This window comes from Streptomyces sp. NPDC005576, from assembly GCF_042871745.1.
Lineage (GTDB): Bacteria > Actinomycetota > Actinomycetes > Streptomycetales > Streptomycetaceae > Streptomyces.
Genome location: NZ_JBIAJC010000007.1, coordinates 20,407 through 33,661, shown reverse-complemented (window position 1 = coordinate 33,661; position 13,255 = coordinate 20,407). Strand labels below are relative to the sequence as shown.

The 13,255-nt window shown below is 73.8% G+C and carries 11 protein-coding genes and 1 pseudogene; 6 read left to right on the top strand and 6 right to left on the bottom strand.

Going from position 1 to position 13,255, the window contains the following annotated elements:
* Nucleotides 1-20: 20 nt before the first annotated feature.
* From ACFYPN_RS13750 to ACFYPN_RS13735, 4 genes are all read right to left on the bottom strand, one after another.
* Complete coding sequence (locus tag ACFYPN_RS13750) at nt 21-395, bottom strand: RNA polymerase-binding protein RbpA (RefSeq protein WP_007262928.1); 375 nt, start codon at nt 393-395, stop codon at nt 21-23.
* Between the two features lie 265 nt (nt 396-660).
* Nucleotides 661-2,034, bottom strand: a complete 1,374-nt coding sequence (locus ACFYPN_RS13745) for an MFS transporter (protein ID WP_358760900.1) — start codon at nt 2,032-2,034, stop codon at nt 661-663.
* A 58-nt stretch (nt 2,035-2,092) separates the two neighbouring features.
* Nucleotides 2,093-2,857 carry a glycerophosphodiester phosphodiesterase family protein gene (locus tag ACFYPN_RS13740; protein WP_358760899.1) on the bottom strand — a complete coding sequence of 255 codons (765 nt, stop codon included), beginning with the start codon at nt 2,855-2,857 and terminating at the stop codon, nt 2,093-2,095.
* A complete protein-coding gene (locus ACFYPN_RS13735; RefSeq protein ID WP_358760898.1) occupies nt 2,854-3,522 on the bottom strand; it encodes a hypothetical protein in 669 nt (222 codons plus the stop codon). The genes ACFYPN_RS13740 and ACFYPN_RS13735 overlap by 4 nt, the downstream gene beginning before the upstream one ends.
* Nucleotides 3,523-3,623: 101 nt before the next feature.
* Between ACFYPN_RS13735 and ACFYPN_RS13730 the strand changes: the two genes are divergently transcribed.
* Complete coding sequence (locus ACFYPN_RS13730; protein WP_358760897.1) at nt 3,624-5,123, top strand: PLP-dependent aminotransferase family protein; 1,500 nt, start codon at nt 3,624-3,626, stop codon at nt 5,121-5,123.
* 100 nt (nt 5,124-5,223) lie between these two features.
* On the opposite strand, the gene ACFYPN_RS13725 is transcribed toward ACFYPN_RS13730, so the two are convergent.
* Both ACFYPN_RS13725 and ACFYPN_RS13720 read right to left on the bottom strand, forming a co-directional pair.
* On the bottom strand, nt 5,224-6,852 hold the full coding sequence (locus tag ACFYPN_RS13725) for a hypothetical protein (RefSeq protein WP_358760896.1): 1,629 nt from the start codon (nt 6,850-6,852) through the stop codon (nt 5,224-5,226).
* Between the two features lie 42 nt (nt 6,853-6,894).
* Nucleotides 6,895-7,089 carry a hypothetical protein gene (locus tag ACFYPN_RS13720; RefSeq protein ID WP_275495276.1) on the bottom strand — a complete coding sequence of 65 codons (195 nt, stop codon included), beginning with the start codon at nt 7,087-7,089 and terminating at the stop codon, nt 6,895-6,897.
* Between the two features lie 401 nt (nt 7,090-7,490).
* Between ACFYPN_RS13720 and ACFYPN_RS13715 the strand changes: the two genes are divergently transcribed.
* The 5 genes and pseudogenes from ACFYPN_RS13715 (at nt 7,491) to ACFYPN_RS13695 (ending at nt 13,193) form a co-directional block, all read left to right on the top strand.
* Entirely contained in the window at nt 7,491-7,883 is a 393-nt protein-coding gene (locus ACFYPN_RS13715) for an ankyrin repeat domain-containing protein (protein WP_358760895.1), read from the top strand.
* A gap of 436 nt (nt 7,884-8,319) precedes the next feature.
* The gene (locus ACFYPN_RS13710) at nt 8,320-9,738 is read left to right on the top strand and encodes a HEAT repeat domain-containing protein (protein ID WP_358760894.1); all 1,419 of its coding nucleotides are present in this window, start codon (nt 8,320-8,322) and stop codon (nt 9,736-9,738) included.
* A gap of 136 nt (nt 9,739-9,874) precedes the next feature.
* Nucleotides 9,875-10,359 (top strand): annotated as a pseudogene (locus ACFYPN_RS13705) (glycosyltransferase); the annotation flags it as partial.
* A gap of 310 nt (nt 10,360-10,669) precedes the next feature.
* The gene (locus ACFYPN_RS13700; RefSeq protein ID WP_358760893.1) at nt 10,670-12,199 is read left to right on the top strand and encodes a hypothetical protein; all 1,530 of its coding nucleotides are present in this window, start codon (nt 10,670-10,672) and stop codon (nt 12,197-12,199) included.
* Between the two features lie 82 nt (nt 12,200-12,281).
* On the top strand, nt 12,282-13,193 hold the full coding sequence (locus tag ACFYPN_RS13695) for a hypothetical protein (protein ID WP_358760892.1): 912 nt from the start codon (nt 12,282-12,284) through the stop codon (nt 13,191-13,193).
* Nucleotides 13,194-13,255: the final 62 nt, after the last annotated feature.

Here is a 13,255-nt window from a genome sequence, read left to right as displayed (position 1 = left end):
CCGTTCGGTGCTTGCGCGGATCAGGCGGACTTCCTGCTGTCCCGCGGGTGCACGGCAATGTTCATGGCTCCGGAGCGAAGGACCGCCAGCCTCTCGGCCAGCACTTCCTCCAGCTCCTCGCGGGTGCGCCGCTCCATGAGCATGTCCCAGTGCGTACGCGCAGGCTTGCCCTTCTTCTCCTCGGGGCCATCCCCGTCCACCAGGAGTGCCATGGCGCCGCACGCCTTGCACTCCCACTCCGGCGGAATTTCCGCCTCTACCGAGAAGGGCATCTCAAATCGATGCCCGTTCTGGCATGCGTACTCCACCGCCTGGCGCGGGGCCAGATCGATGCCGCGGTCCGTCTCGTAGCTGGTAACCACGAGTCGCGTGCCGCGGAGAGCTCGCTCACTCATGAATCGTGCCTCCCGGGCTTGTCGCCCACAGGACAGGTGTCGCTGTCGTCGTCATCCGGTCAACGTCCGCTCGGCGGTAAAGATTCCCGTTGCCGGCCACGCGCCGCCTGTCGTGTCGCTGCTGTATCGGGGGTGATTCCCCATCGCCACCCGGTTTGTCACCTTTGAATGGATCTGTCACCCATCAGTTTGACGTCGTCCACTCGCAGTAACGGTCTTTCCGGGCAGGCCAAAGACGTACACTACCGGCCTTTTACTTCAACGTCTAAATCCGCTGCGGTACGGGATTGCCCGCGGCGGCCACCGCGGCCCGCACGGGCACCCTCGCGAGCAGCACGGAACCGATGACGAAGAACACCACCAAGGAGACGATCGCCTGCCGATAACTGCCGGTCAGCTGGTACGCCAGGCCGAAGACCAGGGGCCCCAGCCAGCTGAGTCCGCGGTCGCTCATCTCGTACGCGGAAAAATACTCCGCTTCCTTGCCGCGCGGGACCAGATGCGAGAAAAGGGAGCGGGAGAGCGCCTGACTGCCTCCGAGGACGAGACCGATCGCCGCCGCCAGGACGTAGAAGAAGACGGGCGCGTCGGCCGGCAGGAGGTAGGCGGCCGCCAGGATCAGCGTCCAGACCACCAGCGACGCCAGGATCGTGCGCTGCGCGCCGTACACCCGGGCGAGTCGCCCCATCCCGAGCGCCCCGGCCACCGCCAGGATCTGCACCAGCAGGACCGCGGTGATCAGCGTCGTCTGGTCGAGACCGAGTTCCTCGGAGCCGTACAGGGAGGCCTGGGAGATGACGGTCTGCACCCCGTCGTTGTAGATGAGGTACGCCAGCAGGAACGACAGCGTCAGCGGATGGCGCCGCATGTCGCGCAGGGTGGCGATCAGCTGCCGCCAGCCCGAGCCGACGGCGCCCTCGCCGTCCCGCGCCACCCGGCGGTCGCGCAGCCGGCGCAGCGGCACCACGGTGAAGGCGCCCCACCACAGCCCGGCGGAGGCCAGACAGATGCGTACCGCATCCGACTCGGTCAGACCGAAGGAGTCGTGACCGGTGTAGAGGATGAGGTCGAGGACGAGGACGAGCGCGCCCGAGGTGTAGCCGAACGCCCAGCCCCGTGAGGAGACCGCGTCCCGCTCGTCCGGTTCCGCGATCTGCGGCAGATAGGAGTTGTACAGCACCATCGACACCGAGATCGCCGCGTTGGCCACGATCAGCAGGAAGGCCCCGAGCAGATAGCGGTGGCCGTCCAGGAAGAACATCCCGGTGGTGGCCGCGGCGCCCGTGTAGGCGGCTGCCGCGAGCAGCGGTTTCTTGCGGCCGGAACGGTCCGCCGCCGCGCCCACGAGCGGCATGAGCACGACCGCGAGGACCACCGACGCGGAGACCGCGTACGCGAAGAGCGACCCGGCCCGCACGGGTATGCCGAGGGGGTGCACGTACCCCTCGGAGTCGGAGGCCGCCTTCGCCACCGAGGTCAGATAGGGCCCGAGGAAGACGGTGAGCACACTGGTGGAGTAGACCGAGCAGGCGAAGTCGTAGAAGTACCAGCCCCGTTGTTCCCGCTTGCGCGCCGCGGCGGCCCCCGCCGCGTCCGCCGGGCGTTCCGGTGTCGCCGTTCCTGTGGTTCCGGTACTCAAACCCCTGCCCCCTGCTCGGTCCGTCCCGTTCACACCCGGTCCTGGCGCCGGAGGGGCGTCAGGACCAGGTCCCGCGCTCGCTCAGCACCGTACGCAGCGTCCCGATGTGATCGGTCATGATGCCATCCACGCCGAGGTCGAGCAGGGCGGTCATCTCCGCAGCCTCGTCGATCGTCCAGACATGGACCTGGAGGCCCAGGGCGTGCGCCGTACGGACGAAGCGACGGTCGACGACCCGGACGCCGTTCTGACTCACCGGCACCTGCGCGCACACCGCGCCCCGGCGCAGCGGCGCCGGAATCCCGAACGAGCGCAGCCGCAGGGCCGTGACGCCCCGCACCCCGTACGAGGTGGCGAGCCGGGGGCCGCCGAGCCGCTGCGCGCGGGCCACCCGGGCCTCCGAGAACGAGCCGACGCACACCCGGTCCCAGGCGTCCGTCCGGCGGATCAGCGCGAGGAGGGGTTCCAACGAGGACTCGGCCTTCACGTCGACGTTCCAGCGGGCCTCGGGGAACTCGGCCAGCAGGTCCTCGAAGAGGGGCAGGGGCTCCCGGCCGTCCACCCGGGCACGCCGGACCTCGCTCCACGGCAGGTCCGCTATCCGGCCCCCGGCGTCCGTGGCCCGGTCCAGGGTCGGGTCGTGGAACGCGACCAGCCGGCCGTCCGCCGTGGTGTGCACATCGGTCTCGAAGTAGCGGTATCCCTCCGCCGCAGCCCGGCGGAAGGCGGCCGCGGTGTTCTCCAGCCCACCCGCCGCACCGCCGCGGTGGGCGAACGGGATCGTCGACGGGTGGTCCAGGTACGGGTGGCGTGCTGAGGTCACCGCCGCAGTATGGCGCTCTCCGGTGACGGACCGGCGACGGCCCCGGTCGCTCCCGGCGGCCGGGGGGCGTCGAACAGGCGCAGGAAGAACTGGGCGAGCGGTCCGATGGCCAGCGCGTACACGACCGTTCCGATCCCGAGCGAGCCGCCCAGCGCGAACCCGGCCGCCACGACCGTGACCTCGACCACCGTCCGCGCCAGCCGCACCGACCGGCCGGTCACCCGGTGCAGACCGGTCATCAGACCGTCGCGCGGCCCGGGGCCGAACCTGGCCGTGATGTAGAGCCCGGTCGCCGCCCCGTTCAGGACGACCCCCAGAACGAGCACCGCGATCCGGGCCGCCCACCCGTGGGCCGGGGGCACGAGCGCCAGGGTGCCGTCGATCGCCAGGCCCACCACGAGGACGTTGGAGACGGTGCCCAGCCCCGGGCGCTGCCGCAGCGGGATCCACAGCAGCAGCACGAGCGCCCCGACCCCGATGGACACGGTCCCGAGGGCGACGCCGGTGAGCCTCGAGATCCCCTGATGGAGCACGCCCCAGGGCTCCAGCCCCAGCCCGGCGACGACCAGCAGCGCCGAACTCATGCCGTACAGCGTGAGACCGGCGTACAACCGCACCAGCCGGCGGACGAGACGGGTGCGGTGCGGGACGACGGTGGCGGACATGGGGTACCCCCTGCTGTGATGGTGGTGGACCGGCTCGTGCCACTCTGTGGCGGAGGATTGGCTGCCAACCATGGCCAATCCGAGGAAGGTGGACTGATTTCATGGCTCAGTGGACTTCGACGGTCGGGGCCGCCCAGCTCGCGCGCCAGCTCCAGGCTCCACTCTCCCGCCCCATGCTCCCCGGCGCCCGTAAGCCTCCCGCCTACCGCGCCCTCGCGGACGGGGTCCGGCTGCTGGTGCTCGAAGGCCGGGTACCGGTCGCCGCGCGACTCCCCGCCGAACGCGAACTCGCCCTCGCCCTCGCGGTCAGCCGTACGACCGTCGCCGCGGCCTACGAGGCGCTGCGCACCGAGGGTTTCCTGGAGTCCCGGCGCGGCGCGGGCAGCTGGACCGCGGTCCCCGCGGGCAACCCGCTGCCGGCCCGGGGCCTGGAACCGCTGCCGCCCGAAGCGCTCGGCTCGATGATCGACCTGGGCTGCGCCTCGCTGCCCGCCCCCGAACCCTGGCTGACCCGGGCCGTCCAGGGCGCCCTGGAGGAACTCCCGCCCTACGCCCACACGCACGGCGACTATCCGGCCGGCCTGCCCGCCCTGCGCCGGATGATCGCGGACCGCTACACCGAGCACGGCGTCGCCACCATGCCCGAGCAGATCATGGTGACCACCGGGGCGATGGGAGCCATCGACGCCATCTGCCACCTCTTCGCCGGGCGCGGCGAACGCATCGCCGTCGAGTCGCCGAGCTATGCCAACATCCTCCAGCTGATGCGGGAGACCGGCGCCAGGCTGGTGCCCGTAGCCATGCGGGACGGGCTCGGCGGCTGGGACCTGAACCACTGGCGGCAGGTCCTGCGCGATGCCGCCCCCCGGCTCGCCTACGTCGTCGCCGACTTCCACAACCCCACCGGCGCGCTCGCCGACGAGCAGCAACGACGCGGGCTGGTGGAGGCGGCACGCTCGGCCGGTACGGTCCTGGTCGTCGACGAGACGATGCACGAACTGGCCCTCGACGAGGACGTGGAGATGCCCCGCCGGGTCTGCGCCTTCGACCCTGCCGGCAGCACGGTGATCACCGTCGGATCGGCCAGCAAGGCGTTCTGGGCCGGGATGCGGATCGGCTGGGTCCGGGCCGCGCCCGACACCATCCGCAGTCTTGTCTCGGCACGCGCCTACGCCGACATGGGAACGCCCGTGCTGGAGCAGCTCGCGATCAACTGGCTGCTGCGCACCGGCGGCTGGGCCGACGCGGTCGCGCTCCGGCGCGAGCAGGCCCGGAGCAACCGTGACGCCCTGGTCGCGGCGGTGCGCCGGGAACTGCCCGACTGGGAGTTCGAGGTGCCGCGCGGGGGCCTCACCCTCTGGGCCCGTACGGGCGGGCTCTCCGGGTCGCGCCTGGCGGTGGCCGGGGAGCGGGTGGGCGTCAGAGTTCCCTCCGGGCCTCGTTTCGGCGTGGACGGGGCGTTCGAGGGGTACGTCCGGCTGCCGTTCACGGTCGGCGGGCCGGTGGCGGACGAGGCGGCGACGCGGCTGGCCGCGGCGGCGGCCCTGGTCCGGGCCGGCGCGGGGGCGGGCGCCGACGCGCCGAGGACCTTCGTGGCCTGAGGGCCTCGCACCGGACGGGCGGGACGCACGCCGGGGGAACGCCTGGTGGGCGGGCGCGGGCACCCCGGTCCGGGCCCGCCCGCCGGGCCCCGCGTACCGGTCAGCCCTCCGCGACCGCCGGCTGCGGTGCGCGGTACACGTCCCGCTTCGCGGAGGCGTCCCCGTCCTCCGAAGCCGCCCCGGGCGTCCCGGACGCCTCGAACGGCTCGGGGACGGCCTCCCCGGCCGTACGTTCCGGGAGCAGGGCGCGCACGGCCCGGCGGTCCGCCTCGCCGGCGGCCTCGTCGTACGGGTCCGGAGTGGCCGGGACCTGGAGCCGCAGCACCTCGCCCGCGCCCAGCCGGGCGTACCCGCGTCCGGCGGGCACACCGGGCACCGGTGTGGTGTGCGGCTCGGCGCCGAGGACGGCCGCCACCTGCTCGCGCGAGGCGGCGCCGAGAACGGCGCGGGCCCTGGTGTGGGCCAGCACCGCGTCCGAGAGGCCGTCCACGGCGTCGAACTGCTCGGCGAGCACCACCGTGACCCCGGCCGCCCGGCCGTGCCGGAGCGGAACCTGGAGGAGATCCTGCGGGTCGGGCCGGCCGTCCGCCGCTGCCAGGTGCCCGAGGACGGACGGGCGGTCCAGCAGGATCCAGAGCGGGCGCCCGGTGCTCTCGGCGACGGGGCGTCCGGCCTGGCGTTCGCGGTTGGCGTCGAGGAGTCGCCGCTCCGTCTCGTGCGCCGCCCATTCGAGCGCCGCCAACGCGCCCGCGACCCCGCACTCGACGGCGAGGACGCCCTCGCACCCGGCCAGGAAGCCGTATTCGCCGCTGCCTCCGCCGTCGACCACCAGCACGTCACCGTCCCGCAGGGCCTGCAGCGCGACGGAGCGCAGCAGGGTGGTCGTACCGCTGCCGGGCATCCCGACGGCGAGCAGATGGGGTTCCGACGAGCGGGGGCCGGTCCGCCAGACTACGGGGGAGGCGTCGTGGTGCGCGTCACCGTCCTGGACCGGTACGGTGCGCCCGACCGACCCCGGGTCGGTGAAGCCGAGGACGGTCTCGCCGGGGGCGGTGACGAAACGCTGGGCGGCGATCGTCGCGGGGAGCGGGGCGAGCACGGTCATGGCGAGCTGGTTCGCCTCCTCGTCCCAAGCGAAGTGGTACTCGCGGCCCCGGCCGGACTTGGCGTGCACCACCTGCTCGATCCGGGTCCGCGCCTCGCTCTCGCCGTCGGTGAACCAGGCCGGGTAGGTCACCCGGAGCCGGACGAGCCGGCCGTCGCCGTCGAAGGCGTAGTCGTCGAAGGACTGATCCCAGTCGCCGCCGTGGGCGAAGAGGGGGGCGGGGTCGTCCGCGACGGAGAAGTACGGGACGAGCGCCTCGTAGAGGGTGCGCAGCCGGGTTTCCCCGGCCTCGTCCGGGCCGGTCCTCGCCGGGGTCCGGTCGCGGCCCCTCCACGCGGCGGCGCCCATCACCGCGATCACGGCCAGGACCGGCCCGTGCGGGACGAGCGCCACCGCGGTCAGGCAGGCCGCGACGAGGAACAGCTTGGAGCCGCGCCGGTCCTTGGGCGTCGCGGCCCATTTCTGCCGTCCTGCGACGGCCAGCAGCCGCAGACCACGGGTGATCGTGATCAGCGGGTGGAGGACGTCGGTGGCGCTGTCGGCGGCCGTGCGCGCGAGCTCGCGACCGCGAGTGATCGATGCGCCGCCGCTGCTCAGAATGCGGGGAAGTGGTCGCCGGGCCACGTCTGTCTCCTGGAGGGGGTGTGGGGTTCGGGTGCGGAGGGATCAGAACTTGATCCCGCCCAGCAGACCGGCGAGGCTCGCCCCGCCCGCCGTGATGCTGGGCGCGATGGCGGTGCCGGCCAGGTAGAAGCCGAACAGGGCGCAGATCAGGCCGTGGGACGCCTTCATCCCGTCCTTCTTGAAGAACAGGAAGGCGATGATGCCGAGCAGGACCACGCCGGAGATGGAAAGGATCATGAGCGGTTCTCCTGGTTGAGAGGGACGGTCACCATGAGTCCTTCCAGGCTCACCCGGTGTATCTATACGATAAAAGGTGCATTGGAGTGAAAAGGTGATGTTTTCACCCGACCAGTCCAGGAAAGGTGGCCACGCGGCCGTATGCCGGGTGCGCCGAAACCGCGTCCGCGCTGCGAGGAATGTGAGGAAAACCGCACCGGAACCGCGGCTGGGCGTCCTGGCCGGGCCGGGCCGCGGCCGCTGCCCGCACCCCGGACCGGTCCCTCCAGACGTCCCCGACCCCGGCCGTTGCGGGGCAGTACCCTGTCGGTTTACCCGCACGGCCCCCGGCGCCGGACGCCCCGGGAGGGCGGCGGCGACGACTACGGCAACGACAGCGGTCAAGGAAGGCGGTCCGTCCGATGAGCGAAACCCCCGACCCCGAGGTGGTCGAACTGGCCACGAAGGTCTTCGACCTGGCCCGCCGCGGCGAGACGGACGCCCTCGCCGCCCACGTCGACGCGGGAGTGCCCGCCAACCTCACCAACGACCGGGGCGACTCCCTGCTGATGCTCGCCGCCTACCACGGCCACGCGCCCGCCGTCACCGCCCTCGTGGCCCGGGGCGCCGACCCCGACCGCGCCAACGACCGGGGCCAGACCCCGCTCGCCGGAGCCGTCTTCAAGGGCGAGTCCGACGTCATCGGCGCGCTGCTCGCCGCCGGCGCCGATCCGGCCGGAGGGACGCCCTCCGCGGTGGAGACCGCGCGCATGTTCGGCAAGGCCGACCTGCTGGAACTGTTCGGTGCGCGCTGACACCGCCGCCCGCCCGGGCGGCGCGGCCCACGACGACCGGTCCGTCGGAAATGTGGTCGCGGTGGCGAAATGGCTGGGTCATCATGACGTCGCGGGTCCGCTCCGGACCACCGACGAGAGGCAGAGGAAGATGCTCGGCACCAGGCAGAAGACGGCGGTCGGCCGATCATGTCGCTGCGCGGCATAGTGCTCCGGCACTAGGTGGCGTCCGGCGGATCAAGCCGGGGAAGAGCGCGGCGAACGCCGCGACCCCGGCCAGGATCCGCCGGACGCCGCCCAGGGCCTGTACCGGGTTGCCCCGCGACGCCGCGGGCCAACCCGTATACGGGCCCTGGGGGCCTCCCGTTCGGATCGTGCGAGTCCCGCACGATCCGCACGTGAGGCCCAGTACTGCACAGTCCCGGTTGCGTCGACAGCTTGATGTGAGGCTTTCTCCATGTTCGATCCATTCATAGCGCCGAGCGGCACCCTGCTCGGCCTGCTGCAGAGGGGCCGCGGCGACGGCACGCTCCACGCGCTCGCCGCACCCCGTACCGAGGCGCTCGCGGCACTCAACCACTGTGTTCTGGGCGACCCCCGCCACGACTGGCAGGTCGAGAACCGCTCCCTCTACTACGCCCGGCTCTACATCGACCTCGACGGCGGTCTGGAGGAGATCGAGCGTCACCTCGCCGATCCCGAGGACCACCTCGACACCGACGACTCGCGCACGGGCCTTGCCCTCGCCGTCCTCGGTCACCTCGCCTCGTACGGACGCGGCGACGCCCTCCCACTGCTGCGGCGGTACGCCGCCACCGGCGCCAACTGGGCGTGGGCGCTCGACGAGCTGGCCCTGCGCGACGACGACGCCGGGCTGCGCTCCCTCGCGCTGCCCGTCCTCGCCCGGTTCGCCGACACCCCGGAGGGCGCCGCCGAGCTCGCCGCCGCCGTACGCGACGCCTTCGAACCGCGCCCGTGGCGGCTGTGGGCCGACGACCCGCGTGCCGCCGTCGGCGCCCGCATCCGGACCGCCACCGAGCGCGGCTCCTTCGACCGCTGGCAACGCCAGATGTCACCCGGCGGCCCCCGCCCCGGATGGAGCGTCCAGGCCGTCCTGGACTGGGCCCAGCAGGCCCTGGAGCGCGGCAAGGCACTGCACGTGCCCGCCGCCCGCTGCCTCGCCGCCGTCGCCGGCACCGAGGACCGCCCCGAGATCGTGGAAGCGGCCCGCAGCGGACCCGAGGGCGCCCGCTGCGCCGCCCTGCACTACCTCGCCGAAGCCGAGGACCCCGCAGTGCTCGACCTGATCGACGCCGCGGCCGCCGATCCCTCGCGCACGGTCGCCGCGGCCGCCGTCGCCGCCTTCGAGCGGATGCCCGGCGAAGCCGCCGTCGTCCGGGCCCGCCGCTGGGCGCACCGGCCCGACGCCCTCGGGGTCTCGGCCGCAGGAACCCTCGCCCGCCGGGGCGGACCGGCCGACGCCCCCCTCGTCCTCGGCGCCCTGCGCGAGGCCGTGCGCGCGGGCCGGCCCGACCCCCTGCGGCTGGGGCCGCTGGTCGACGGAGCGGGCCGCCTCGGCATCGCCTGCGCCGCCCCCGTCCTGCGCCACGTCTACCGGGAGACCCCCTCCTCGCACCTGCGGGGCCGCGCCGCCCGCGCGCTCGCCGCCACCGATCCGTCCTTCGCGACCGGATTCGCCGTCGAATGCCTGTGGGACTGCGAGGAGACCACCCGCGAGATCGCCGCGCGGCACGCGGCGACCGGGGACGTCCGCGTCGCCGAGCGGCTGCGTCGGCTCGCCGCCGACCCCGCCGAGGAGGCCGAGGTGCAGACCGCCGTGCGCAGCCGCATCGAGCCCGAGGCGACCGGAGTCTGACCGGCGCCCCGGCGAGAACATCGCCCTGACGCCCCGGGGACGGCGACACCCCGGGGTGCGCGGCGGGCCGGGCCGCCGCGCGGTGCGCGTGCGGGGCGGGGGCACCAGGTGCCCCGTACACGTGTGACAACGGCCACGGGACGTCGAACTCCTCGCCGGAGCCTGCGGCATCCCCGGCGTCAAGGTCGTCGACGGCGACGGCCCCAGCGGCGCCTCGCTGCGCGGAGCCCTCCCCGGAGCCGTCTTCCTCGGCCGCCGCACCGGCGACGAACTCGCCCGCATCCATGCCTCGTTGGACCTGTTCGTCCACACCGGCCCGTACGAGACCTTCTGCCAGACCGTCCAGGAGGCGATGGCGTCCGGGCTGCCGGTCGTCGCACCCGCGGCGGGGGACCGCTCGACCTGGTCGACCGCGGCCGCACCGGACTGCAGGTCCCCCCGCACGACGCCGCGGCCGTCCGCGACGCGGTCCGGGCGCTGACCGCCGACCCCGGCCGCGCCGCCGCGTACGGCCGGGCCGGGCACGCCGCGGTGCGGGGCCGTACCCGGGAAGCCGTCGGCGACCTGCTGCTGCACCACTACGACGAGGTGCTGCGCGACCGCACGGCGGTGGCGGCGTGAACGGGCTCAGGATCCGGCAGACCCGGCCGACCGGTAGCGCGGGCGACCCGGCGCCCGGCGCCCGGCGCCCGGCGCTCGCGTGCTCACCGTGCGTGGGTGATGAGCCGGGCCGCGGACGCCCCGCGCGACCAGCTCCCGTCGCCGCCCGGAGACACCTGCCGGGCCGTCGACGGCAGCCGGGAGCCGACCGCCGGCCCTCGTCGGCGGATGCCCGGTGACGCCCTCGTCCGAGCCCTGACAGCCCCCGGGCGGGGCGGTCGGATCTGCGCCGTTTCGACCGTTGTCGGGGTGAGGACCTAATCTGTCCTGCGTGACTTCGCCTGCCGATACGGACAACGCCGCGCCCCAGCTCAGCGCGGGCCCGCGGCCCGCACCGGGCCCGGCCGCCGACGAGGGGCTCGCCCGGCGGCTCCGCGCGCTCGCCTGCACCGCGCCGCTGCACGATCTCGACGCGCGCAAGGCGAACCTCGCCGGTGAGTACACCGTCTACTCCATGGCCGAGGTCGCCCTCGCCGCGATCGACGCGGTCACCCTCCACATGGACTTCGACACCGGCGCCGACCACGAACAGATAGTGACCAGGCTGCTGTCCCGGGTCCACGCCCAGGCCCCCCACCGTCCCGCCGCCGAGCACGAGCGGGTCGCCCGCTGGGTGCTGGAGAACCTCATCAACGTCGGCAGCGTCGACCGTGGTTTCCGCGCGGTCTACGGCACCTTCGGACCCGACGGCGTGTACGTCCGCAGGGACTACGACTTCAAGCTCGTCGAGGAGGTCCCCGGCCCCGGCGGCACCGTCTTCCTCCGGGCGACCGACGAGGCCGTCAACGTCCTCGTGGGCGCGCTGGACACCGACGTCACCAGCGCGCAGATCGCCGCCGAGGTCAAGCTGGAGGTGCTGGTCAGCCGGGGCCGCCTCGCCGACGCGCAGCTCGCCGCCGAACAGGCCCGCTACCGCACCGTGCAGTACGCCGAGACGCTCCGCCGCACGCTGGAGGCGACCCGCCGCAACGTCCGTGCCGTCGACTGGCTCAACGCCGTCCCCGACATGATCGCCGAGGCCCTCGACCACGTCGCCGACCGCTACCGCCACGAGAACGCGATCCTCACCAACATCCGCAAGGCGCGTGACGAGGCCGAGGAGCCCGAGAACAAGCGCCGCGCCGCCGAACTCGTCGACATCGTCAAGGACTGCATCCGCCGCCACACCCAGCTGCAGTCCCGGCTCCTCGAAGCCGGCCCCCTCTTCCGCGCCGAACAGGACCGGCAGGCCTTCGCCGCCCCGGCCCCGCGCACCGGGCTCGACCTCTACGGGCAGCTCCTCGCCCCGCTCCTGCCGCTCCCCGTGGAAGAGTCCATCCGGGCCACCGACGCGTTCTTCGCCCGGGGCACCGGACTGCGCACCCCCACCTCCGTACGGGTCGGCGACCTGGTGGACCTGCTGCTCGCCCCGCCCGTGGAGCGCGAACACCTGGGCGTCGAGATGCCCGAGCCGGATCTGATCGCCACCCCCGACGACAGCCGGTTCAGCGAGGACCAGCTCGCCGCCGCGATGTCGCTGCTCGACCTGGAGTACGACGCCCCCCGCCGGCTCTCCGGACTGCTGGCGGAGGCCCGGGCCACCGGGGACCTGGAACTGCCGTACCTGGTGGCCCTGCTGGCGGTGCACGCGGCGAGCCCGCCGGTCGGCACCGCCTACCGCCAGGGGGAGCGGCGCCTGCTGTTCGCCGTGGACGACGGCACCGAGCTGAAGGACCCCGAGTTCGGCGGCGCCGACCTGGTCGTCGGCACCGCCCTGCTCGACGCGGCCGGCATGGCCGCCGACCGCAAGGAGGCGTCATGAGCGCCCCGACGCCCCGCCGCCCGGCCCGCACCCCCGTGGCCGTGGCCGTACTCGCGCAATTCCGCACCGAGGAGCCCCAGCAGTGAGCGACCACCGCGCCGAGCACACCGACGCGTGGGACGAACCCGCCGTCACCCCCGCCGTGGAGCCCGCTCCCGCCACGGGACCGGCGTCCGTCACCCCGGCCGACGCCGCCGACGCCGCACGCCTGGTCTCCTTCGGACTCCAGCCCAAACTGGTGCCCGCGCGGGACGCCGAGTACGCCGACCTGCTGCGCCGCTACCGCGAGGAGCCCGCGTTCGGACGGCTCGCGGACGCCGTCGCCACCGGCCTCGGCCTGGTCGTCCTGGAGGTCTCCACCCGCGCCGGCATGGCCGTCACCGCCGACGAGGACTCGGTCTTCGCCGTACGGATGGGCGACTACGCCCGCCGCGCCTCCTCCGACGCGGCCGACCGGTTCCTGCATGGCCTCGCCCACCTCGCCGTCGCCACCATGGCGTTCCCCCGGCCCGAGGACCTCGCCGACGACGCGTACATCGGCCGCATCACCGTCAACGGCGTCGACGCGTTCGTCCGCCAGGCGTGCCTGCGGCTGGAGGAGCGGGCCGCCGAGCAGGGCGAGAACACCGACCCCACGAGCGACGCCCCGGGACTTGAAGCCGGCTGGCGGGTCTACGCCCGCCGCAGCGCGACCGGCGCCACCAAGGACGCCCGCCGCCTCGCCGGATCGACCACCGGCATCATCGGCAAGGCTGTCGCCTTCCTCACCGACTCCGGCTTCCTCCAGCGCACCGGCGACGATGCGGGCGGCGCCTACCGCACCACCGCGCGCTACCAGCTCCAGGTACGCGACATGGCGGGCAGCGCCGCCATGGCCGAACTGCTGGAGCTCGGGGTCGTCCCCGTCAGCGACGGCAGCGCGACCCTGCTGCCCCCGCGCGACACCGACGACCTGGATCTCGCGGCCGACGCCGGCCTGCCCTTCCACGGCTGACGCCCCACCACCGCGTTCCGCCCGTTCCGCCTGTTCTGCCCGTTCCGCTTCACGAACGACGA

What these genes read in the sequence shown, in the direction of transcription:
- ACFYPN_RS13735 (WP_358760898.1), bottom strand. Translation starts at nt 3,522, where the DNA reads ATGTCCGCCACCGTCGTCCCGCACCGCACCCGTCTCGTCCGCCGGCTG.
- ACFYPN_RS13710 (WP_358760894.1), top strand. Translation starts at nt 8,320, where the DNA reads ATGTTCGATCCATTCATAGCGCCGAGCGGCACCCTGCTCGGCCTGCTG.
- ACFYPN_RS13750 (WP_007262928.1), bottom strand. Translation starts at nt 395, where the DNA reads ATGAGTGAGCGAGCTCTCCGCGGCACGCGACTCGTGGTTACCAGCTAC.
- ACFYPN_RS13720 (WP_275495276.1), bottom strand. Translation starts at nt 7,089, where the DNA reads ATGATCCTTTCCATCTCCGGCGTGGTCCTGCTCGGCATCATCGCCTTC.
- ACFYPN_RS13715 (WP_358760895.1), top strand. Translation starts at nt 7,491, where the DNA reads ATGAGCGAAACCCCCGACCCCGAGGTGGTCGAACTGGCCACGAAGGTC.
- ACFYPN_RS13730 (WP_358760897.1), top strand. Translation starts at nt 3,624, where the DNA reads ATGGCTCAGTGGACTTCGACGGTCGGGGCCGCCCAGCTCGCGCGCCAG.